The following is a 22,261-nucleotide window of genomic DNA, read 5'->3' as shown; positions in this document are numbered from 1 at the left end:
TCGACGCGCGTTATTTCAGTTCGGTCCAGGCATCCTGCCAGTTGCTGCCCACGCCGGGCTCATACTGGGTGGCCGAGCTGGACCAGATAGTGCACCAGCCGCTGTAGGGGTAGGGCTTGCACTGATACACCTTGCCGTTCTTGGGCTGCAGCACCTTGGTGCCCGCGGTGTAGGACTTCAGGCCCTCCGGGAAGCTGAACTGGTAGTCACCGCCGCTGGCCGGATCCTTGAACATCAGATCCAGGGTCTGCTGCAGCGGCTCGCCACCCGCCTTGGGTTTGCCCTCGATCACCAGCTGGTGGTGACCCGCGCTCAGGCCGCTCACCGGCATGGTGAAGCTCTGGCTGCTGTCCTTGATGTCGGCGCCGGTCTGGCCCTTGGCGACACCGCCATGGTCATACAGGGTATTGGTGACGGCGAGGTCCCCTTGCGCCGTGACGGTGAAGGCCAGGGTGACGCTGCCGTTGTCGAGCAGGTACTCGCTCTCCAGGCCGCTCACGGTGATGCCGTTGCCCACCGGCGGTTGTTGCTGTTCGAGCTGGATCTCGACCCGTTGCAGGTTGCTGCCCGCCTTCAGGTAGATGGGGTTCTGGCCGTAGACCGGGTTGAACTGGCCGTCGCCGCCCTGCTGACCGGCACGGATCTGGCTCTGCTCGGCGTTGATCTTGCCCGCCAGATCGTGAGCCCAGTTGTTCTTCTGGCCCTGCTCGGCGTTGGCGATGGTCAGCACTGTCTGCAGATCGGTGCGCTCGCCGCTGGCGTCGAACACCCGGGTCCTGGCCTTGTCGCCGGCCGCGAGATCGGTGGAGGGGTAGATGGTCCCGCCCTGGCTCCAGCTCAACGGGGGCTGGGTGCCGCCTTCGAAGCGGGCGTCGATCAGGTTGTAGAAGCTGTTGGCGGTATCGCCCACTTCCCACACCCCGAGAATGACCTGGTAGCCGGTGCGTGCCGGCAGGGTGCACTGGTGGGTGACCTGCTTGGGTGGCTGCACCATGTTGCCTTCGATCACGCAGAATGGATTGAGATCGAAGGAGTCGCGGGTCAGCGGCTGGTTCGGGTTCCAGTCCTGCTTGGTGAGGTAGTAGCGCCAGTTGCGGGTCACGTGGTTGGCGGTGAAGCTCCAGCTGATGGCGAAGGGCCCGGCCTGCACCTCGCGCTTGGTCCAGCGATCGCTGGTCTGGGCATTGAGCTCACCAAATTGCGGGTGGCCGGCCGAGGCGATCTGGCCGTCGGCGGGGCCGCCGTTGGGGAAGCCGGACGGTGCCTCCAGGCTCTGGGGCTCCCACTGGATGGCGCCACACTGGCTGTTGCCGCCGGTCTTGCACAGATAGTTGCGCCCCTCCGGCTGGTTGATATAACCGTGGGCGAGTGCGCCGCCACTGGCCAGCAACGCCAGCGCTGCGGCCACATGATTGAGTTGAATTTTTGCTGCCATACATTCCTCTGTTCGGTGATGTGGGCAGTCAAGTTGGCAGGGGAAATCCCCGATACACACCTGGGTGTGGCAACCCCGCTATCCTGGACGACATGTCTTTAGACCGGAGGCTTTGCGTCCTGGCCTTTCAACCAGTTTGCCAAATGACTACATAAATGGTCATGGTGTCGCGTTTGAAGACGACGACATCATCATGACTTATTTTGATTAAATTATTAAGTGTAAATCTTTACGGTTCGACTCATCGGAGTAGTGCCATTACTTAACTTTCTGTTTTTGCATAGGTATTCCCCTGCTCATCTTCACTGCCCCGGGTTGTTGTTCTGATTAATATTCAGATTTCACGCATCTTATGCCGAGGCGGCATCCCCTTGCCGACCCTGGACTCCATGGCAGGGGAGGGATCCTGGATCGAGGTGGATCCTTTATGGCTCAGCCGGCTGCCGAGGATCGCGGGATGTCCGCTCATGACCCCATGAGCAGCAGACAGACAGGCCCACTTTTGATAGCGTGATAACGCGCATCCCGGCGCACGTTTGTCCCGGCCCCGACCGGGGAGGGACACCACCAAAAAGGAACGGATGGCCAGACGCCACCGATAACAAGAGGGAATTTATGAGTTCCATTGCCAGGAATTACCTGAACCAGCTCAATGCCGACTACCTGCGGGTGCACAGGCGCAAGGAGGATCTGTTCTGGTCCACCTATATGGGCACCAGCGACGATCAGGCCGGCTTCACCGCCGCCGAACAGGCCTACAAGGCGTTCTGTGCCAATCCGGCGCGGCTGCCGGAGCTGAGGGAGATGCTTGCCCAGGCCGACGGGGCTGATCTCAGACGCGGCCTGGGGGGCTGGATCGCCTTCTTCGAGTGCAACGTCATCGAGGACCCGGCGGCGGCGGCCCTGATGGACGAGCTGGTGGTCGCCGAGGCGGACCTGTTCGCCCGTCGCAAGGGCTTGAAGCTGAGCCTGCTGGACGAGCAGGGCCGCCAGGTGGCCGGCAGCCTGCCGGCGGCCAGCACCAGCCTGGCCGCCAGCCCGAGCGAGGCGGTACGCCAGAGTGCGCTCGACATGTTCCACAGCCTGGAGCAGTGGGTGGTCGACCATGGCTACCTGGACGTAGTGGCGCTGCGCAACCGCTTCGCCCGCGCCATGGGCTATCGCGACTACTTCGATTACAAGGTGCGCAAGAACGAGCAGATGAGCCCGGAGCAGCTGTTTGCGGTGCTGGATGACTTCATCGAACGCACCGAAGAGCGGGTGCACCTGAGCCTGGCCGAGCTGAAGGCGGCGAAGGGGGCGGCGGCGCTGCTGCCCCACAACCTGCGCTACTTCGTCAGCGGCGACGTGACCCGCCAGCTCGACCCTTACGTGCCCTTCTCGCGGGCGCTGCAGGATTGGGTCGAGAGCTTCCGCCGGCTCGGCATCCAGTATCGGGAGGCGACCCTCACCCTGGACTTGCTGACCCGGGAGGGGAAATACGAGAACGGCTTCTGCCACGGCCCGGTGCCAAGCTTCTGGCAGGAGGGGCAATGGGTGCCGGCCGTGGTCAACTTCACCAGCCTGGCCAATCCGTCCCAGGTGGGCAGCGGCTGGAGCGGCCTCAACACCCTGTTCCACGAGGGGGGCCACGCCGCCCACTTCGCGAACGTGACCGGCAACGCCCCCTGCTTCTCCCAGGAGTTCCCGCCCACCTCCATGGCCTATGCCGAGACCCAGTCCATGTTCTGCGACAGCCTGCTGGACGATGCGGACTGGCTCAAGCGCTATGCCAGGAGCGAGAGCGGGGAGCCCATCCCGGATGCGCTCATCGGGGCGATGATAGAGGCGCGCCAGCCATTTCGCGCCTTCAACGAGCGCCAGATCGCGCTGGTCTCCTACTTCGAGCGGGATCTCTACGCCATGGCCGATGGCGATCGCACCCCGGCCGCGGTGCTGGCGCTGGCGCGCCGCTGGGAGCGCAAGATCCTGGGGGTGGAGAGCCCGCGGCCGCTGCTGGCGATCCCGCACCTGCTCAACCAGGAGTCGGCCTGCGCCTACCACGGCTACCTGCTGGCGCTGATGGCGGTGGAGCAGACCCGTGCCTACTTCCTGCGGCGCGACGGTTATCTCACCGACAACCCGCGCATCGGACCGGATCTGGCCGCCCATTACTGGGGGCCGGGCAACGGCATGACCCACGATCAGACCCTGCAGAGCCTCACCGGGGAAGGCTTCAGCGCCGCTCCCCTGGCCCGGGTCTGCAACCAGAGCGTGGCCGAGGCCTGGGAGCTGGCATCGGCCAGCATGACGGCAGCGCGGCAGCGGCCACCCGCCGGCGAGGGGAGCCCGCTCAATGCCCGCATCCGGGTGGTGCACGGGGAGGCGCTCATCGCCGACAACAGCGAGTCGGAGGTGCGCATGCTGGCCGACTTCGAGGCCTGGATCCGGCGCCACTACCAGGCCGAGCCAGCTTCTATCGGCTAAGGGATCCCCACCCACCACAGAGCCCTGCCCCTTGGCAGGGCTCTGTCATTTCTGCGCGCTGGTCACGCCCCCGGTCGCGCGGCTGGATACGGGTTATCGGGGACGGCTGGCGGCGGGAAGGCGCGACGGCGCCTGCGGGGGCAGGCCGGATCCCGGGGTGGGGGCTGAATAAAGGCCCAGATGGGGCACTTCAAGCGACCGCTTGGCGCCATCTAGCTGTTTTAGCTATTAATTAATGTGATGGGGCGGTGGATGGATGGGGCGCTCGTCACGCTGGTCACAGATATGTTTCTCTGGATATATTGAGTATTGATGGCGATCCCATATCATGGCGCTCGCTCGCCACCAGAGAGTGGCGATATTCAGATGATTTGCTAACAAAAAAGCCCTGAAGGCTTGTCGAGGGATGGAATGAGAGCCGTATTACTGTGTTTGCTGGGGCTGTGGCCCGCCTTAAGTTTTGCCACCCTGTCTGCCGACATGATAGTGGTCAAGAAGTCGAGCTATAGCCTGACCCTGATGAAGGATGGCAAGGAAGTCAAACGCTACTGGATCGCCCTGGGCCCGGCCCCGAAGGGACACAAGTTGCGGGAAGGGGATCAGCGCACACCGGAAGGGCGTTACATCCTCGACTACAAGAAGACCAACTCCGGCTATTACAAGGCCATCCACATCAACTACCCGAATCTGGATGACATCAAGATGGCCAACGAGAAGGGCGTCAATCCCGGTGGCATGATCATGATCCACGGTCAGCGCAACGACATCGGCAACCGTCGTCTGCAGCCGTCCAACTGGACCAACGGCTGCATCGCCATGCTCAACCATGATCTGGACGAGGTGTGGAGCGCCATCGAACCCGGCACCCCCATCATCATCCAGCCCTGATCCCGGTTCCTCACGCCCGCCATCGCGCGGGCGTGTCATTTCCCCCTGACGATGGCGTGACATCCCCGCCTGCACCGTGCTAGTTTTTCCGGCTCGCCGTGGATGTAACAAGGATGATCCCATGATGTCAGGAACGAGCGCCCCCGCGCCCGAGAGTACCCGCGCGCTCTGGTGGCGTGCCTCCCTCGATATTTTGCCCCTCTCCATCTCCGTCATCCCCTGGGGGATACTGTGCGGTGCCCTGGCGCTGCAGGTGGGGCTGAGCCCGTTGCAGGCCCAGCTGATGTCGCTGCTGGTCTATGCCGGCGCCGCCCAGCTCTCGGCCACCACCCTGTTCGGGGCCGGCACCCCCTTGCTGCCCATAGTGGGCTCCACCTTCGTCATCACCTCCCAGCACCTGCTGTACGGCTTCACCTTTCGCCGGGACGTGCTGCCGCTCTCCCTGCGCTGGCGCGCCAGCCTCGCCTTCTTCCTGACCGACGAGATGTTCGCGGTGGCGCTCAAGGAGAGGGAGCGTCAGGGCCGCTTCAATCCCGCCTATGCGCTGATCGCGGGCTTCGTCTTCTACCTGTTCTGGAACCTGGCGACCCTGCTCGGCATCGCCGCCGGTCAGTACATAGACGGGCTGGATCGGATGGGGCTGGACTTTGCCATCGCCGCCACCTTCATCGCCATGACCATACCCGCCCTCAAGAACCTGCCCATGGTGGCGGCGACTGTGGTGAGCGGCGGCACGGCGCTGCTCACCAAGCCGCTGCTGGCGGAGGTCTACATCATCATCTCGGCGCTGGCCGGCATGCTGGTGGGTTATGTGCTGCACCGGATGAGGAGATGACCATGAGCTGGCTGATGATAGGCCTGCTGGCCCTGATCACCTTCTTCAACCGCTTCGCCTTCTTCTCGCGGCTGACCCGCTATCAGCCGGGCGCCGAGATGGGAGCCTTCCTCAGCTTCTCGGCCCAGTCGGTGCTGACCGCCATCTGGCTGCCCATCGTGTTCAGCTATGAGCCGGGCAAGGGGCTGGACTGGGATCCTGACTATCTGGCCGCGATCCTGCTGGTGACGGCCCTGACCCTGTTGCGCCTGCCGACCCTGCTGGTGGTCGTGATCGGCATGGGGGGCTTCTTCCTGCTGCGCTGGCAGGGTGGGCTCGCCAGCATGCTGCCCTGGTTGGGCTAGGGCGTGATCCCGCATAACGGATGTCTGTTTATGACATCCGTTATGTTGTGAATGTCACTTCAAAAAAGGCCTCTCAAGTGTAAGGATTTAGGGACTATCCGCCAAGGAGCTCCCCCATGTCTTTCACCGCAACCTGCCAGCGCATAGTGCGCGATCCCCTGCTCTCTCCGGCTCAGAAGAGCCACGCCCTGGCCCTGGCCGCCGAGAATGCGCTGCCTTATCCCGAGCTGCCCGCGGCGGTGGCCGAGGCGATGGCACAGGGCGTGCTCTGCGACATGTTCGAGGGGCACGCTCCCTACAAGCCGCGTTATGTGCTGCCGGATTACCAGAAGTTCCTGAGTCAGGGCTCGGCCTGGCTGGAGCTGGCGCCGCCTCGGGATTTCGACGAGGCGCTCGATGCCCTGCGCATCCTCTACCACCACGTGCCCTCGGTGACCGGCATGCCGGTCTGGCTGGGACGGCTGGATCACCTGCTGCTGCCCTTCGTCGGCACGCTGGATGACGAGGCGCTCTATCGCAAGCTGAAGGGGTTCTGGATCTATCTGGACCGGGTGCTGCCGGATGCCTTCATGCACGTCAACATAGGCCCGGATGACAACCGGCTCTGCCGCCTGATCCTGCGCATCGACGGCGAGCTCCAGCAGGTGGCGCCGAACCTCAGCCTGTTCCACGATCCCGCCTGGACCCCGGACAGCCTGCTGCTGCAGGCGGTGCGGAACATCGCCGAGTGCAGCAAGCCGCACATCGTCAACTACCCGCTGCACCGCGACACCTTCGACGAGCGTGGCTTCGGCATCGTCAGCTGTTACAACGCCCTGCCCCAGGCGGGCGGGGCCAACACCCTGGTGCGCCTCTCCCTCAAGCGGGTGGCCGAGCTGAGCACCGGCATCGACGACTTCCTGGAGTTGTGGCTGCCGCACCATTGCGAGCTGGCCTCCCGGCTCATCGCGGCGCGGGCCGCCTTCCTGCACGAGGAGTCCGGCTTCTTCGACAGCTTCCTGGTGCAGGAGGGGCTGCTCGAAGAGGGGCGCTTCGTGCCCATGTTCGGCATCTACGGCATGGCGGAGGCGGTCAACATCCTGCTGGGCAAGGAGGGGCTGGTGGGGCGTTACGGCCATGACGAGGGGGCGAACCGGCTCGGCCATCGCATCTCGGCGGCGCTCTCCGACCATGTGACCGGAGCGCCGCAACCTCACGCCTGGCGGGGACGTGCCCTGCTCCATGCCCAGGGCGGCCTCAGCCTGGATCGCGGGGTGACCCCCGGTGTGCGCATCCCCTATGGCGAGGAGCCGGATCCCGCCAGCCACGTGCTGGCGCTGGCGCCCCACCACAGCTTCTACGGCTCCGGCATCAGCGAGATCCTGACCCTGGAGCCCACCATCCGTCAGAACCCTCAAGCCCTGCTGCAACTGTGCAAGGGGGCCTTCGCCCTCGGCATGCGCGAGTTCAGCGCCAACGTGGCGGACAGCGATCTGGTGCGGGTCACGGGTTACATGATCCGCAAGAGTGATCTGGCCCGCTTCGCGACCGACGGCTCCCGGCTGCAGACCACCTGCCTCGGCGCCGAGGCGAGCGAGCTGACCGGCATTCGCCAGCGCGCCCCGCGGGTGGTGGGGCTCGAAGCCAGCCTCTGTGACTATTGAGTCAGGCTCGATGACTCGTACCGCCATCGTCAGCCGGTTGCTGCCCTTCTCCTGCGTGGATGGGCCGGGCAACCGGCTGGTGCTGTTCCTGCAAGGCTGCAACTTTCGCTGCCCTGGCTGCCACAACCCCCACACCATAGGGCTGTGCGATCACTGCGGCGACTGTGTGCCCGCCTGCCCGAGCAGCGCCCTGAGGCTGCACCAGGGGCGGGTGAGCTGGCAGCAAGATCTTTGCACCCACTGCGATCGCTGCCTCGACGGCTGCCCGCGCCAGGCCAGCCCCAAGACCGAGTCCATGTCGGTGGCTGAGGTGCTGGCCCAACTGCGTCGCTACGGCCCGCTGCTGAGTGGCATCACGGTCTCCGGCGGCGAGGCGACCACCCAGCTGCCCTTCGTCGTGGCGCTGTTCACTGCCATCAAGCAGGCGCCGGATCTCGCTCATCTGAGCTGTCTGCTCGACAGCAACGGCTCCCTGGCCGAGACCGGCTGGCAGCGGTTGCTGCCGGTGCTGGACGGCGCCATGATCGATCTCAAGGGGTGGCGCGACTCTGTGCACCATGCCCTGACCGGCCAGGGCCGCGAGCGGGTACTGGCCTCACTGCAGCTGCTGGCAAGCCGGGGCAAGCTGGCCGAGCTGCGGTTGCTGCATGTGCCGGGGCGCAGCGATTTTCTCGACGGGAGCGGCGAGCTGGACGAGGGGCTCGCCCGCTTTCTGCACGGCCTGGGGGCTGTGCCCATCCGGCTCAATGGCTTTCGTCGGCACGGGGTACGCGGTGGGGCGCTCGACTGGCCGGAGGCGGCGCGCCCCGAGCTGGAGTCGCTCGCCAAGGCACTGATCGCCAAGGGATTGGGCCCCGTCGCTCTGCCGGCGATCTGCTGAGTCGTGTTGAGACTCGATATGACGCAACTGTGAACTTCGTCTATAGGGCGCGTGGGAAGTGGCCGCTAGAATGGGAAAACCGTCCACCATCAACAGATGCCCATGAGTGAAGCCAGCGCCTTATACCGAGTGCAGTTTATTTGCCACAACGAGCGTTACGAGGTCTATGTCAGGGAGGTGAACCAGGGTCAGCTGTTCGGTTTCATCGAGATCGCGAACTTCGTGTGGGACAACCACACGGCGCTCATCGTCGATCCCAGCCACGAGAAGCTGAAGAGCGAGTTTGTCGACGTCAATCGCACCCTGATCCCCATGCACCAGGTGCTGCGCATCGATCAGGTGCGCAAGCAGGGGGCGGCCCGCATCACAGAGCTGGGCAACAACGTCTCTCCCTTCCCCAGCCCCATCTATACCAAGAAACCCTGAGGCCGCTTATGCCGGCGCGCTGTCGGTATCAGGCCAACCCCTGGGCGAGTTGCAGGATCCGTTGCCGGAACCAGCGGCGGGCCGGCTCCTCCCCGGCCGGGCCGTACCACACCAGGCTGTGGGTCACGGCGCCATAGTCGAAGGGGACGGGCAGGTCGACCAGTCCAGGGAGCCTGGCCTGCTCGGCCCAACCTTTGACTGCGGTGAGGATCAGATCGCTCTGCGCCAGCAGGGCCGCCGCGCCGCCGAAATCCGGCAGGGTGGCGCCGATCCGGCGCCTGACCTGCAGCTGGGCCAGGCTCTGCTCGAAGAAGGGATTGGCCAGCTCGGTATCGCGGATGGCGATGTGGCGCCAGCTCAGGTAGGCATCCAGATCCCAGGGCATAGTGAGGGCCGGATGGCCCTCTCGCACCAGGCAGACCAGCTGGTCTTCCCGCAGCGTCTCCCATACCAGACCGGGTTGGCGGGGCAGGGGTTGGCTCTGATCATGGGGCAGGATCAGGAAGTCGAGCCTGCCCGCCGCCAGCGCCTCAAGCCCCCGCTCATCCTTGTTCCAGACGACGGGCACCAGCCCTGGCACCTCCCGCATCAACTGACCCAGAATGGGGCCCATGGGCCAGACCATGCCGCTCTCGCGCAGGGCAAATTTAAGCTCCCCCTGCCAGCTGGCGGGATCGAAGCCGCCCTGGCTGGTGAGGCCGTTCAGCTCGCTCAATAGCCGGTGCAGACTGGGGCCGAGCCGCTCGGCGAAAGGGGTGAGCAGCAGCTGGTTGCCCTGGCGGTAGAGCAGCTGATCCCCCAGCAGATCCCGCAGCTGGTTGAGGGTCTTGCTGACGGAGGAGGGGGTGGTGCAGAGCCGTTCCGCCGTGCGGGTGACGCTCCGGCTGTCCAGCAGCAGATGCAGGGTGACCAGATGGCGTCCCCCCAGACGGGACAGTGCGATCAGATCCAAGGAACCTCCTGAGGCGAGACCAGTGCGGGCAAGGGATGCGGGGCGACCAGATGGCGTGCTCTCGGATGGGAGAGGGCGATCAGATCCATGGGAACTCCTGAGAAAAGGCTGAGAGGGGAAACAAAAAGCCCCGCCGAAGCGGGGCTGAAGGCTTAGCCCTTGAGCACGGCGGCCATGGCGTCGGCCACGTAATCGACGTTGCGGCTGTTGAGGCCGGCCACGCACATGCGACCCGAGCGCACCAGATAGACGGCGAACTCCTCGCGCAGCCTGTCCACCTGCTCCGGGCTGAAGCCGGTGTAGCTGAACATGCCGCGCTGGCTGATGAAGTAGCCAAAATCGCGGCCCGGCACCTTGGCGCTCAGCACCTCGAACAGCTTCTGGCGCATGGCCTTGATGCGGGTGCGCATCTCGCTCACCTCGTCCACCCAGAGGGCGTGCAGCTTGGCGTCGTTCATCACGGCCGCGGCTACCTGGCCACCGTGGGTGGGGGGGCTGGAGTAGTTGCGACGCACTGTCGCCTTCATCTGGCCCAGCACCCGGCCCGCTTCCTCTGCATCCTGGCAGATCACCGACAGGCCGCCGCAGCGCTCGCCGTAGAAGGAGAGGTTCTTGGAGAAGGAGTTGCTGACGAAGAAGCTGACGCCGGCGGCCACCATGGCGCGGATGGCGTAGGCATCCTCTTCCAGCCCGTCACCGAAGCCCTGATAGGCGATGTCCATGAAGGGGATCAGGTTCTTCTCGACCACCAGCGCGATCACCTGGTCCCATTGGGCGCGGGAGAGATCCACCCCGGTCGGGTTGTGACAGCAGGGGTGCAGCAACACTATGCTCTTGGCGGGCAGGCTAGCCAGGCAGTCGAGCATGGCCTCGAACTGCACGCCGCCGCTGGCCTCGTCGTAGTAGGGGTAGTCGTGCACCTTGATGCCGGCCCCCTCGAACATGGCCTTGTGGTTGTCCCAGGTCGGATTGCTGACCCACACCTCTGAGCTCGGGAAGTAGCGCTTGAGCAGATCGGCGCCGATCTTCAGCGCACCCGAGCCGCCTATGGTCTGGATGGTGGCGATGCGACCGGCCTTGACCGCCTCGTGGTCGGCGCCAAACAGCAGGTGCTGCACGGCGCTGCGGTAGTTGGCGGCCCCTTCCATCGGCTGGTAGGGGCGCGGCGCCGGGGCGGCGGCACGCTGGGCTTCGGCCTGCTGCACCGAGGCCAGCAGCGGAATGCGGCCCTGCTCGTCGTAATAGAGGCCGATCCCCAGGTTCACCTTCTGCTCACGGGTGTCTTTGTGGAAGGTCTCGACTAGCGTCAGTATGGGGTCGCCAGCATAGGCATCGACGTGTTCAAACATGGGGGGTCCTTGCGAAATGGAATCCAGGGTAAGGCGATCAACGATCGGCGGTCATCATGGCGTAAAGCGGGCGAGGGCTCAAGTCTGAAACGGCTTCGCCCAGCCTGCTTGACGACAGTATTCTATGGCAAGCAGGCAGGGGAGCCCTTACTTCAGGTAGGAGCGCAGCACCCGCACCACCTGATCCAGATCCTCAAGCCGCTCGGCCTGGGTGGCCTCCTCGGCGCCGAGATGTTCGCGCATGTGACCCTCCAGCACCTCCAGCATCAGGCCGTTGACGGCGCCGCGGATGGCGGCGATCTGCTGCAAGATGGCGGCGCAGTCGGTCTCCTGCTCCAGCGCACTCTCCAGCGCGCCGGTCTGACCCTTGATGCGGCGTACCCGCGCCAGCAGCTTCTTCTTGTTGTGTACCGTGTGTGACATGCAGGATCCTCTCGCGCGATAAAACTATACTGGGGTATAGTATATTGTATTGTCGCCCTCAGGAGAAATTCATGTCATCCGTCGCTAGCTTCCACTGCCATCAACCCGTCGTGCACGAAGGGAATCCGCTGGCCGAACAGAAGACCCGCTGGGCCGTGCTGCTCACCCTCATCATGATGGTGGCGGAGATCGCGGGGGGCTGGGTGTTCAACTCCATGGCGCTGCTGGCGGATGGCTGGCACATGAGCTCCCACGCGCTGGCGCTCGGTCTCTCGGTGCTGGCCTATCGCGCCGCCCGCCACTTCGCCCGGGATCACAGATTCAGCTTCGGCACCTGGAAGATAGAGGTGCTTGGCGGCTTCACCAGCGCCCTGCTGCTGGTGGGGGTGGCCGGCCTGATGCTGTTCGAGTCGGTCACCCGCCTGCTGGATCCCAGCCCGATCCACTATCAGCAGGCGATCGGCATCGCCCTGCTCGGTCTGCTGGTGAACCTGGCCTGTGCCTGGCTGCTCAAGGATGATCATCACCACGATCATCACGGTCACCATGATCACGACCACGGCCATGCTCATCATGATCTGAATCTGCGGGCCGCCTATCTCCATGTGCTGGCCGATGCGGCCACGTCGGTACTGGCCATCTTCGCCCTGGTGGGCGGCATGCTGTGGGGCGCCGACTGGCTGGATCCCCTGATGGGGATAGTGGGCGCGGTGCTGGTGGCCCTGTGGGCCAAGGGCCTGCTGCGCGACACCGGTCGCGTGCTGCTGGATGCCGAGATGGATACCCCCCTGGTGGCGGAGATCCGCGAGGTGATCGCCGAGGGGCCGGCGGCGGAGATCCGCGATCTGCACGTCTGGCGGGTGGGGCAGCAGCAGTATGCCTGCGTGCTGTCGCTGCGGATGGCACAGCCGGTGCCGCCGCAGCAGATCCGCGAGCGGCTCGCCATCCACGAGGAGCTGGTCCATGTGACCATAGAGATAGCCCAGGGCTGAGGCGCGGCGGCTGCGCCGGCTCAGTGAGGCTGGCTGGTGGCTGCCGAGGGCTTATCCTTCCAGATGGAGCCGATCAGCAGCTTGAGCAGCAGCCCGGGCGGGTTGTCCAGCAGGCGGCCCGACTCCAGCAGCAGATGGCCGTCGGCCCTGAATCCCAGGCTGGCGTGGAGCTGCTCCTCCTCATCGACGATCTGGATGATGCCGTGCAGGATGCCGTGTTCCCCCGGCTGGCAATGGAGCCGCAGCTCGCGCGGCTCCCCCAGCAGGGTGAAGGCCCGGATCCGCGGCGGTGTCTCCTCGTAGTCGGGCCACTTTAAGAAGCGGTACTGCTCGGCGAGCGCCCCGGCCTGCTGGCAAAACTGATCGAACAGCTGACTGATGGCCTGATACTCCTCATCCAGTCGCCTCGCTTGCTCATCGATTCGCGTCATCTGCATCACCCTCGGTATCCAGTTGATCGGAAATTGGTTTTTCCTGCGTCATGGGGTTCTCCCAAGTGATGGGGTGAATATCGCCCCAAGTCTGTGAGCTCGCTCCAATTTTCGTTATGAAAACGTTATCTTGTTGAAACTGGTTGGTTTTTTTTGCCTGCCTGCTCACATTTACAACAATCCCCGCTGACTAATATGACACCGCTCGGCTGCGACCGGGTACTCGAATATCGAGACTAACTACAGCGGGAATTATAAAAAAATGGATATGAAAAAGACCAAGGTGGCGCTGGTAACAGCCTCACTGCTCGCGCTTTTGTCTGGCTGTAATGACAACGGCTCCTCGCCCTCCACTCCACCCTCCCAGGATGGGCCCGTCGCCCGCCTCCCCAATGTACAGCCTCCGGCCGAGCAGCTGGTGGCCGGGCCCGATCAGGCGGTGATCGCCCTGGTCGACACCCAGACCGGCGCGGCGCGCGGCATCGAAGGGCCCTTCGCCGGCCACAGCCTGCACCTGTGGAACAACGATGCCTGCAATGCCACCGCCGACAGCGGCCTGAACGCGAGCTGGGATGACGCCAGCAAGACACCGGCGGCGGTGGACGGCTTCGGTCCCAGCTGGGTGGTGCCGCTCGCCAAGATGGAAGGCTGCATCAACTTCATCGCCCGCAACGGCGATATGGCGAACCTGACCGGTGCCGACATGAAGGTGATCTTCAGCGAGCATCCGGATCGCACCGTGGCCATAGTCGCGGGCAAGAGCGAGATCTTTGGCAGCCGTGCCGAGGCCTTCAGCGCCGCCTTCGGCGTGGCCGGGGCCAGCGCCCACCTGATCGACGGCAACACCCTGATCTGGCAAGGGGGCAAGGACAAACCCCATGTGCGGCTCTACTACACAGAGTCCGGCACCATCAAGGCCAATGCGGAAGGGGTGTTCGACTTCCCCTACCTCAGCCTGACCCCGACCAGTCTCAGTGCCGAGCAGCAGGCCAAGTATCCGCACCTCAAGGATGCCGCCGCCTTCGCCCTGCCTGCCGGTAAGGATCTCAAGCCCCTGCTCAAGGGTGAGCTGGTAGCGATCGGTACCGATGCCGAGGGCATACTGCAGGGGGCCACCCTGGTGCAGAGCGCCGGCGCCCTGGATGCAGTCTATGCCGAGGCCGCCACCAAGCTGAGCTATGGCGCCATGGTCGAGGGTGGCAACGTCACCTTCCGGCTGTGGGCGCCGACCGCCAAGTCGGTCAAGCTGGCGCTGTTCGATGAGCAGCATCAGTCCCTCGGCGAGCGCGCCATGACACAAGACGAGGCCAGCGGCAGCTGGAGCCTGCAGGGCGGCGCGGATCTGGTGGGCAAGTACTACCGCTACGCCATCGAGGTCTATCACCCCCTCAGCCGCAAGCTGGAATCCTATCAGGTGACCGACCCCTATTCCCTGAGCCTCGCCATGAACTCCGAGTTCAGCCAGGTGGTGGACCTGGACGATCCGGCCCTCAAGCCGGCGGGCTGGGACAGCCTGAAGGCGCCCCACAGCCAGCAGAACCCGGCCGACATCACCATCTACGAGGCCCATGTCCGGGATCTGACCGGCAACGATGAGAGCACCCTGCCGGAACATAGAGGCAAGTTCCTGGGGCTGACCGACGGCGACAGCAAGCCGGTCACCCACCTGAAGGCCCTGGCCAAGAGCGGCGTCAGCCACCTGCACCTGCTGCCGGTGTTCGACATCGCCACCATCAACGAAGATCCGGCCAAGGTCGCCAACATCGGCGACGACTTCAGCAAGCTGTGCGAGGTGAATGCCGAGGTCAAGAACTCCAAGTTCGCCAGCCACTGTGGCGGCGGCCAGACCATAGAATCGGTGCTGACCGAGCTGCAGAGCGTGGACAGCAAGGATAACCCCGTGGTGCAGGAGCTGTATGGCTATCTGCGCGGGGTGGACTCCTTCAACTGGGGTTATGACCCCTATCACTACACCGCCCCGGAAGGCTCCTACGCCACCAATGCGGAGGGAACGACCCGGATCAAGGAGTTCCGCGAGATGGTGCAGGCCATCAAGCAGAACATCGGCATGAACGTGGTGATGGACGTGGTCTACAACCACACCAACGAGGCCGGGCTCGGCGCCAAGTCGGTGCTCGACAAGATAGTGCCCTGGTACTACCAGCGGCTGAACCCGGAGACCGGTTCGGTCGAGAACTCCACCTGCTGCTCCAACACGGCGCCGGAACACGCCATGTTCGCCAAGCTCGTCGACGACTCCCTGGTGACCTGGGCGCGGGACTACAAGATCGATGCCTTCCGCTTCGATCTGATGGGTCACCATCCCAAGGATCAGATAGTGCAGGCGCTGGCCGAGGTGAAGAAGGTCAACCCCGAGATGTATTTCTACGGCGAGGGCTGGAACTTCGGCGAGGTGCAGGATGACAAGCGCTTCGTGCAGGCCACCCAGAAACACCTGGGCGGCACCGGCATCGGCTCCTTCTCCGACCGGCTGCGGGATGCGGTCCGTGGCGGCAGCCCCTTCGATGGCGGCGATCTCATTCGCAAGACCCAGGGCTTCGGCAACGGCGCCTTCGTGGATCCGAACGAGGTGGACGGCGTCGATCTGGCGACCGCGCTGCACCAGTCCGATCTGGTTCGCCTCGGCATGGCCGGCAACCTCAAGGAGTTCGTGCTGACCGACAAGGACGGCATGCCGAAGAAGGGGGCTGACATCGACTACAACGGCCAGCCCGCCGGTTATGCCCAGGATCCGACCGAGATCCAGAACTATGTCTCCAAGCACGACAACCAGACCCTGTTCGACAACCTGGTCTACAAGGCGCCGGCAGGGGCCGATCTGGTGCGGATGCAGGGGGTGTCGCTCGCGACCGCCATGCTGGGGCAGGGCATTCCCTTCACCCATGCCGGCAGCGAACTGCTGCGCTCCAAGTCCATGGAGCGGGACAGCTACGACTCCGGTGACTGGTACAACCGGGTCGATTACACCCAGGTCGACAACAACTTCGACAAGGGCTTGCCGCGCAAGGACAAGGATGGTGACAACTATCCGCTGATCGAGCAGGTGCTCGGCCAGCACGTTAAGCCGAGCGGGGCTGACATGGAGCGCATGCTGGGCTTCTACCAGGAGCTGGCCGAGCTGCGTCAATCCTCCCGTCTGCTGCGTCTTGGCAGCGGTGCCGAGGTGATCAAGCGGGTCGACTTCCGCAATACCGGGCCGGATCAGATCCCGGGCCTCATAGTGATGTCGGTGGATGACGGCGCGAGCGCAGGGGCGGATCTGGACCCGGCCATCGACGGCCTGGTGGTGATGATCAACGCCACCAACGCCAGCCAGAGTATCGGCGACTTCCGTGACGGTAAGGATCAGCCCATCGACCTCGCCGGCATGGTGTTGAGCAGCGCTCATCACGCTGGTAGCAGCATCGCCAGTGGCGCCGCGTTCGACAACGGCCAGCTGACGCTGGGGGCCTGGTCGGCCGCCGTGTTCGTCAAGCCGCAGGCCGGTGCCCAGGGCGCGGGCCTGCCGGTGGGCAAGAAGACGGATCTGAGCACGGTGCCACCCTTCGGTGATACCGAGGTCTTCGTGCGCGGTTTCCTGAACCAGTGGGATCCGGTCAACAAGATGAACTTCGGTGGCAACTTCAGCTACGAGTTCACCACCGAAGTGACGGCGGATCAGCTGGGGATGACTCAGGTGAAGATCGCCGGTAGCGACTGGGGCGGACCGATCAACTACGGCAAATGCAGCGATACCGATCAGTTGGCGACGGGCCAGATCAGCGGGCTCTGTGCCAACGGTGGGGATCTGCCGTTCAATGCAGACAAGGCCGGCACCTACAAGTTCGTGTTTACCGCCATGAACAAGGACAAGCCCAGCCTGAGCGTCAGCTTCACCGAGCCGGTGCAGAGCTGCAAGGTGCTGGATACCGTAGCGGGCAATCCGCTCGGCTACAACCTGTTCGTCAAGGGTGAGTTGTCCGGCTGGAACGCCCAGCCTCAGTACCAGTTGAGCTACAAGGGGATGGACGGCGCACTCGCCATCTATCAGACCGCGTTCAGCTATGCGGGCACCACAGAGTTCAAGGTTGCCAACGAAGACTGGAGCAAGGAGTACCTGCTCAATGGTGGCGGTGCCGTCCAGCCCGAAACGGGTTACCCCTTCGCCTTCTCCGAGCCGGGGAGTTCCAACAACAGCATCACCCTGCCGCAAGGCCTGTGGAGCGTGCTGGTGAAGGTTGACCCGGCAGGGGTCAGCGCCGGTACCGTGGTCATTCAGGAGTGCAGCGCCAAGTAAGGAGACCCATCGAGCCCTGGGCTGGCTCGGCAGCCCAGGGTTGAATTCCACCTCGCCAAGGGTGGGATAAGCCGAGAGAGTAATCACAAAGCGCGACTGCCAGAGGGCAGCCGCGCTTTTTCTTTGCAGGTTCTGCTTCGCCGGTGCCAGGGGAGAGGGGAAAAGAGAAAAGCCGTCACCCCGGGGTGACGGCTTTTGGTGTTTGGCTGGAGCCGAGGATCAGCGCTTGCGCAGCAGCCGCAGGGCGTTGGCGGTGACCAGGGCGGTGGCCCCGGTATCGGCCAGCACCGCTATCCAGAGCCCGGTGATGCCGAGCAGGCTGGTGACCAGGAAGATGGCCTTGAGCCCCAGCGCCAGCGCTATGTTCTGGTGGATGTTGGCGAGCGCCGAGCGCGACAGCCGGATCATGGCGGCGAGGCCGCCGAGCTGGTTGTGGGTCAGGGCCGCATCGGCGGTCTCCAGCGCCACGTCGGTGCCGCCGCCCATGGCGATGCCGATGCTGGCCCGCTTCATGGCGGGGGCGTCGTTGATGCCATCCCCTATCATGGCCACCTTGCGGTGCTCGGCCAGCTTGGCGATCTCCTCCACCTTGCCCTCCGGCAGCAGGCTGGCGCGCCAGCCCATGCCGAGCTCGGTGGCGATGGCCTCGGCGGCGCGGGGGTTGTCCCCGGTCAGCATGATGCTCTGCAGCCCCAGCGCCCTCAGCTCCTGCAGCGCCGCGGCGGCGTCTGGCCGGATCTGGTCGCGCAGCGCCAGCAGGGCGACCGGCGCCGAGCCCGCCTGACAGAGCACCACCACCGTCTTGCCCTGTGCCTCCAGGCGGCTGACTTGCTGGTTGATGGCCTCGTCGAGGCTAGGGATCCGGCTCGGGGCCAGCAGCTGCCAGAGGGCGCCGTCGATGAGTCCCTCCACCCCCATGCCCGGCAGGGCACGCAGTTCGCTTGCCGCGGCCAGGGTCAGCCCCTGCTCGCTGGCGGCGGCCACCACGGCCTTGGCCAGCGGATGGTGGGAGCCCTGCTCGATGGCGGCGGCCAGTGCCAGCAGCTCGGCCTCTGGTCGGCCATCCAGGCTTATCAGCTCGGTCAGCTGCGGCTTGCCCAGGGTCAGGGTGCCGGTCTTGTCGAAGGCGACCGTGTCCACATGGGCCAGCCGCTCCAGCGCCGCGCCCCCCTTGATCAGGGCCCCTTGCCGGGTCGCCGCCGCCAGGGCGGAGGTCACCGCCGCCGGAGTGGAGATCACCAGGGCGCAGGGGCAGCCGATGAGCAGCAGCGCCAGCCCGCGGTAGATCCACTCGTCCCAGCTCTGGCCGAAGGCGAGCGGCGGCACTATCACCACCAGCAGGGCGACCAGCATCATGGCCGGGGTGTACCAGCGGCTGAAGCGGTCGATGAAGCGCTCTATGGGCGCGCGCTGGGTCTCGGCCTCCTCGATCAGGTGCAGTATGCGGTCGATGGCGTTGTTGCCGGGCTCGGAGACCACCTCCAGGCGCAGCACCCGATCCGCCGCCAGGCTGCCGGCGGGCACCTTGTCGCCCTGACGGCGCTCCACCGGGATGGATTCACCGGTCAGGGCGCTCTCATCAAAGGCCCCGAGGGCGTCCAGCAGGCGGGCATCCGCCGGCAGGCGGGCGCCGGGGGCTATCTCTATGATGTCGCCGGGGCGCAGCTCGTCGGCCGCGACCTCCTCCCGTACTTCACTCTGTGCCTGACCTTGTAGAACAGTGCGAATGCGCAGCGCCTTGTCGGGCACCAGCGCCATCAGGGCGGTGACGCCGGCGCGGGCACGGCCGGCGGCATAGGCCTCCAGGTGCTCCCCCAGCATGAACAGCAGCAGCACCATGGCCGCCTCGGCGGTCTCGCCGAGGAAGAGGGCGCCGAGCGCCGCCACCGTCATCAGGGTCTCGATGGCGAAGGGGGAGCCGCTCCTGGTCAGGGCCCAGGCCTTGCGGGCGACGGGCCAGAGTCCCCACAGGGTCGCCAGGATAAACAACGGCTGACCGATCTGGGCCGGCAGCAGGGCGGCCACCAGCATCAGGGCCGCCAGGGACAGCGGCTGCCAATATTTGCCGAGCAGGCTCATCACCGGGCTGCGGTGGGTTTCGGCCGCCTTGCCCCGGGTCTCGCCCTTGAGCCGGAAGCCTGCGGCCAGCACGGCGGCGGTGACGGGATCGGGGGAGAGCTCGGGGGCGAGATCCACCACCAGCTTCTCGGTGGCAAACAGCACCCGCGCCTGCTGCACGCCAGGGACCCGGCTGACGGCGGTCTCTATCTTGCGGGCGCAGCTGGGGCAATCCATCCCCAGCACCTGCCAGCTGTGGCGGCGACTGTGCTGTTCCGGCGCGCTCAAGGGCTCGCTCGCCTCGGCCGCCTCGGCCGCTTCGGCATGGGCATGATGCTCATGCTCATGGTCGTGGGAGGGAGACGGGCTGCAGCAGCCCTGGCCGTGACAGCCTCCTCGGGGGGGCTCGTCATCCCCGGGCGATTCGTTCGCCCCCTTATCCTGATGATCATGGGGGGCCGGGCTGGCGCAGGCGCTGACCGGCGCGACCTGGTCGCAGCAGTGGCTGTCGTGCCGATGCTGGGCCTGGCCGGTGTCTGCCCTATTTACGGCCTTGTTGACGGCCTTGATGGGGGCTGCGGCGTGCTGATGATTGCAGCAGGATTTGCTCATGGTGAATCCCTCTTGAGTGGATCCCGTCGGTGCGGGAGCGCTGAAAACTGAGGGGAGTGTAAACCTTGGTGCTTAGTCCAAGGTCAAGCCCCAATCTCCCCTCTTGTTCGGGAGGCGGTTTGCCAGTCAGGGGATGAGGATATATCCCGCTCTTATTGTGGTGAGGGTAAGTCGACTTGAGCCGAACGGGACATATCCCTCTTATTGGCGGGTGTTTGTCCCGTCCGGCTGGGCCTATACTGGGAGCCTGGATCCCCCTTAGATAATTAGAGGACACAACATGAGCAATACCGTCACCCTGCAAGGCAACCCCGTCTCCGTTTCCGGTCACCTCCCCGTCGCCGGTGAGCAGGCCAAGGCCTTCTCCCTGGTTGCCAAAGACTTGTCCGATGTGACCCTGGCGAACTACGCCGGTCAGCGCAAGATCCTGAACATCTTCCCGAGCGTCGATACGCCGACCTGCGCCACCTCGGTGCGCAAGTTCAACGAGCAGGCCAGTGCCCTGAACAACGCCGTTGTGCTGTGCATCTCCGCCGATCTGCCGTTCGCCCAGTCCCGCTTCTGCGGCGCCGAAGGCCTGGACAAGGTCGTGAGCCTGTCCACCATGCGTGGCGTCTCCTTCCTGCAGGATTACGGCGTGGCCTTCTCCTCCGGTCCGCTGGTTGGCCTGGCCGCCCGTGCCATCGTCGTGCTGGACGAGCACAACAAGGTGCTGCACAGCGAGCTGGTAGCCGAAGTCGCCGACGAGCCGAACTACGCCGCCGCCCTGGCCGTGCTGTAATCTCGTTAGCCTGATTGCCCGACGGCCTGCCCTGTTTCATCACAGGCGCAGGCCGTTTTTATTTCTGGCGCGGGGAGTTCGCCCCCATTTCTTTATCCAGCCCCCACGACCCCTGGCGGCGCCGGAGTCGGCACCATCCTTTTACTTATCAGGGCAGTCTGGCTAGACTTCGCCTCCCACTTCTTATTCAGCCGATGCCTGCCTAGCCCATGACCTTTAACGAACTCGCCCTAGCTCCCGCCCTGCTGGCCGCCCTGCCGGCCGACTTGCATACCCCGACCCGCATCCAGCAGCTTGCAATACCAGTTGCATTGGCGGGGCAGGATCTGCTGGCGCTGGCCCAGACCGGCAGCGGCAAGACCCTGGCGTTCGGCCTGCCGTTGCTGCAACGGCTGGATCCGGCCTCCGATCGGGTGCAGGGACTGGTGCTGGTGCCGACCCGCGAGCTGGCCACCCAGGTGAGCGCCGCGCTGCAGGGCGGTGCCGAGGCGCTGGGGCTGCGTGTCCTGACCCTGTGTGGCGGGGTGGCGCAGGAGCAGCAACAGGCCGAGCTGGCGCTGGGGCCGCAACTGCTGGTGGCGACCCCGGGGCGGCTGCGCGACTTGCTGGCCCAGCGCTTGCTGGGGTTGAGCAACCTGCGCGCGCTGGTGCTGGATGAGGCGGATCGCCTGCTGGAGATGGGCTTCTGGCCCGATATCCAGTGGCTGATGAACGCCATGCCTGCGCAGCGGCAAAACCTGCTGTTCTCCGCCACCCTGCCAACCGAGCTGGAGAGCCTGGCCACCGGTCTGCTGACGAACCCGGTGCGCATCGAGGCGGATCCGCTCAACGGCCTGGTGAGCGAGATCGAGGAGCGGCTCTATCTGGTCAACAAGAGCGGCAAGGTGCCGGCGCTGATCGGCTTGCTCAAGGAGCAGGATTGGCCTCAGGTACTGGTGTTTATCAGCGCGCGGGACGATGCCGACGGCGTGGCCAGGAAGCTCGCCAAGGCGGGTATAGCGGTGGCGGCCCTGCATGGCGACAAGGATCAGGCTGTGCGGGAGCAGGCGCTTGCCGACTTCAAGGCGGGCAAGGTGCGGGTGCTGGTGGCCACGGATCTGATGGCGCGCGGCATCCATGTGGAGGCGCTGCCCGTGGTGATCAACCTGGACCTGCCCGCCAGCGCCCCCGTCTATGTGCATCGCATCGGCCGCACCGCCCGCGCCGGGCGCAAGGGGCTCGCCATGTCCCTGGTCTGCCACGGCGAGACCGAGACCCTCGCCGCCATCCGCACCCTGACCGGCCGTGAGCTGGCGCTGGCCGAACTGACCGGCTTCCCGGTGACCGACCAGCCCGCGAGCGGGGAGGGCAAGCGCGCCCCCAGAGACAAGCAGGCGAATCGCCGCACCGCCAACAAGCGCAGCGTCAAGCAGTTCAAGGGCAAGGCGTGATGCCGCTCGCTACCGCCTG

The 22,261-nt window shown here is 65.1% G+C and carries 17 protein-coding genes and 1 riboswitch; of the genes, 11 read left to right on the top strand and 6 right to left on the bottom strand.

Annotated elements, in window-relative coordinates; genetic code table 11:
- Positions 1–10: 10 nt before the first annotated feature.
- On the bottom strand, positions 11–1,435 hold the full coding sequence (gbpA, locus tag KW825_RS19265; RefSeq protein ID WP_218330119.1) for an N-acetylglucosamine-binding protein GbpA: 1,425 nt from the start codon (positions 1,433–1,435) through the stop codon (positions 11–13).
- Between the two features lie 65 nt (positions 1,436–1,500).
- Positions 1,501–1,586: riboswitch (cyclic di-GMP riboswitch) on the bottom strand.
- Between the two features lie 464 nt (positions 1,587–2,050).
- On the opposite strand from gbpA, the gene KW825_RS19260 reads away from it, so the two are divergent.
- The 7 genes from KW825_RS19260 (at position 2,051) to KW825_RS19230 (ending at position 8,917) form a co-directional block, all read left to right on the top strand.
- Complete coding sequence (locus KW825_RS19260; protein WP_218330118.1) at positions 2,051–3,901, top strand: M3 family metallopeptidase; 1,851 nt, start codon at positions 2,051–2,053, stop codon at positions 3,899–3,901.
- Between the two features lie 411 nt (positions 3,902–4,312).
- Positions 4,313–4,789, top strand: coding sequence for a murein L,D-transpeptidase family protein (locus KW825_RS19255; protein WP_042653339.1), 477 nt, complete (start codon positions 4,313–4,315; stop codon positions 4,787–4,789).
- Positions 4,790–4,910: 121 nt separating this feature from the next.
- Positions 4,911–5,624 carry an AzlC family ABC transporter permease gene (locus KW825_RS19250; protein ID WP_218330117.1) on the top strand — a complete coding sequence of 238 codons (714 nt, stop codon included), beginning with the start codon at positions 4,911–4,913 and terminating at the stop codon, positions 5,622–5,624.
- A gap of 2 nt (positions 5,625–5,626) precedes the next feature.
- The gene (locus KW825_RS19245) at positions 5,627–5,968 is read left to right on the top strand and encodes an AzlD domain-containing protein (protein ID WP_218330116.1); all 342 of its coding nucleotides are present in this window, start codon (positions 5,627–5,629) and stop codon (positions 5,966–5,968) included.
- Between the two features lie 116 nt (positions 5,969–6,084).
- On the top strand, positions 6,085–7,611 hold the full coding sequence (locus tag KW825_RS19240) for a YjjI family glycine radical enzyme (protein WP_218330115.1): 1,527 nt from the start codon (positions 6,085–6,087) through the stop codon (positions 7,609–7,611).
- Positions 7,612–7,621: 10 nt separating this feature from the next.
- Positions 7,622–8,491 (top strand): YjjW family glycine radical enzyme activase, encoded by an 870-nt coding sequence (locus KW825_RS19235; protein WP_218330114.1) that lies wholly within the window; start codon positions 7,622–7,624, stop codon positions 8,489–8,491.
- Between the two features lie 102 nt (positions 8,492–8,593).
- A complete protein-coding gene (locus KW825_RS19230) occupies positions 8,594–8,917 on the top strand; it encodes a DUF1820 family protein (protein ID WP_042653376.1) in 324 nt (107 codons plus the stop codon).
- Between the two features lie 28 nt (positions 8,918–8,945).
- Here KW825_RS19230 and KW825_RS19225 read toward each other — a convergent pair whose 3' ends face one another.
- The 3 genes from KW825_RS19225 to KW825_RS19215 all read right to left on the bottom strand — a co-directional run bounded on the left by KW825_RS19225 (position 8,946) and on the right by KW825_RS19215 (position 11,641).
- Complete coding sequence (locus KW825_RS19225; protein WP_218330113.1) at positions 8,946–9,869, bottom strand: LysR family transcriptional regulator; 924 nt, start codon at positions 9,867–9,869, stop codon at positions 8,946–8,948.
- Positions 9,870–10,021: 152 nt separating this feature from the next.
- Positions 10,022–11,218 (bottom strand): amino acid aminotransferase, encoded by a 1,197-nt coding sequence (locus tag KW825_RS19220; protein ID WP_218330112.1) that lies wholly within the window; start codon positions 11,216–11,218, stop codon positions 10,022–10,024.
- A 147-nt stretch (positions 11,219–11,365) separates the two neighbouring features.
- The gene (locus KW825_RS19215; protein ID WP_042653346.1) at positions 11,366–11,641 is read right to left on the bottom strand and encodes a metal/formaldehyde-sensitive transcriptional repressor; all 276 of its coding nucleotides are present in this window, start codon (positions 11,639–11,641) and stop codon (positions 11,366–11,368) included.
- A gap of 71 nt (positions 11,642–11,712) precedes the next feature.
- Between KW825_RS19215 and dmeF the strand changes: the two genes are divergently transcribed.
- A complete protein-coding gene (gene dmeF / locus KW825_RS19210; RefSeq protein ID WP_218330111.1) occupies positions 11,713–12,633 on the top strand; it encodes a CDF family Co(II)/Ni(II) efflux transporter DmeF in 921 nt (306 codons plus the stop codon).
- A gap of 20 nt (positions 12,634–12,653) precedes the next feature.
- Here the strand turns inward: dmeF and KW825_RS19205 are convergent, their stop codons facing one another.
- Complete coding sequence (locus KW825_RS19205; RefSeq protein ID WP_218330110.1) at positions 12,654–13,064, bottom strand: hypothetical protein; 411 nt, start codon at positions 13,062–13,064, stop codon at positions 12,654–12,656.
- A 262-nt stretch (positions 13,065–13,326) separates the two neighbouring features.
- Between KW825_RS19205 and pulA the strand changes: the two genes are divergently transcribed.
- A complete protein-coding gene (gene pulA, locus KW825_RS19200) occupies positions 13,327–17,361 on the top strand; it encodes a pullulanase-type alpha-1,6-glucosidase (protein ID WP_218330109.1) in 4,035 nt (1,344 codons plus the stop codon).
- Between the two features lie 219 nt (positions 17,362–17,580).
- Here the strand turns inward: pulA and KW825_RS19195 are convergent, their stop codons facing one another.
- On the bottom strand, positions 17,581–20,031 hold the full coding sequence (locus KW825_RS19195; RefSeq protein WP_218330108.1) for a zinc/cadmium/mercury/lead-transporting ATPase: 2,451 nt from the start codon (positions 20,029–20,031) through the stop codon (positions 17,581–17,583).
- 280 nt (positions 20,032–20,311) lie between these two features.
- On the opposite strand from KW825_RS19195, the gene tpx reads away from it, so the two are divergent.
- Positions 20,312–20,812 carry a thiol peroxidase gene (gene tpx / locus KW825_RS19190; RefSeq protein ID WP_218292403.1) on the top strand — a complete coding sequence of 167 codons (501 nt, stop codon included), beginning with the start codon at positions 20,312–20,314 and terminating at the stop codon, positions 20,810–20,812.
- Positions 20,813–21,021: 209 nt separating this feature from the next.
- Positions 21,022–22,242, top strand: a complete 1,221-nt coding sequence (locus KW825_RS19185) for a DEAD/DEAH box helicase (protein ID WP_218330107.1) — start codon at positions 21,022–21,024, stop codon at positions 22,240–22,242.
- Positions 22,243–22,261 lie beyond the last annotated feature (19 nt).

Source organism: Aeromonas sp. sif2433, from assembly GCF_019218705.1.
GTDB classification, from domain to species: Bacteria; Pseudomonadota; Gammaproteobacteria; order Enterobacterales; family Aeromonadaceae; genus Aeromonas; species Aeromonas encheleia.
The sequence above is the reverse complement of the archived record's forward strand: the minus strand, read 5'-3'. Positions and strand labels throughout refer to the sequence as shown.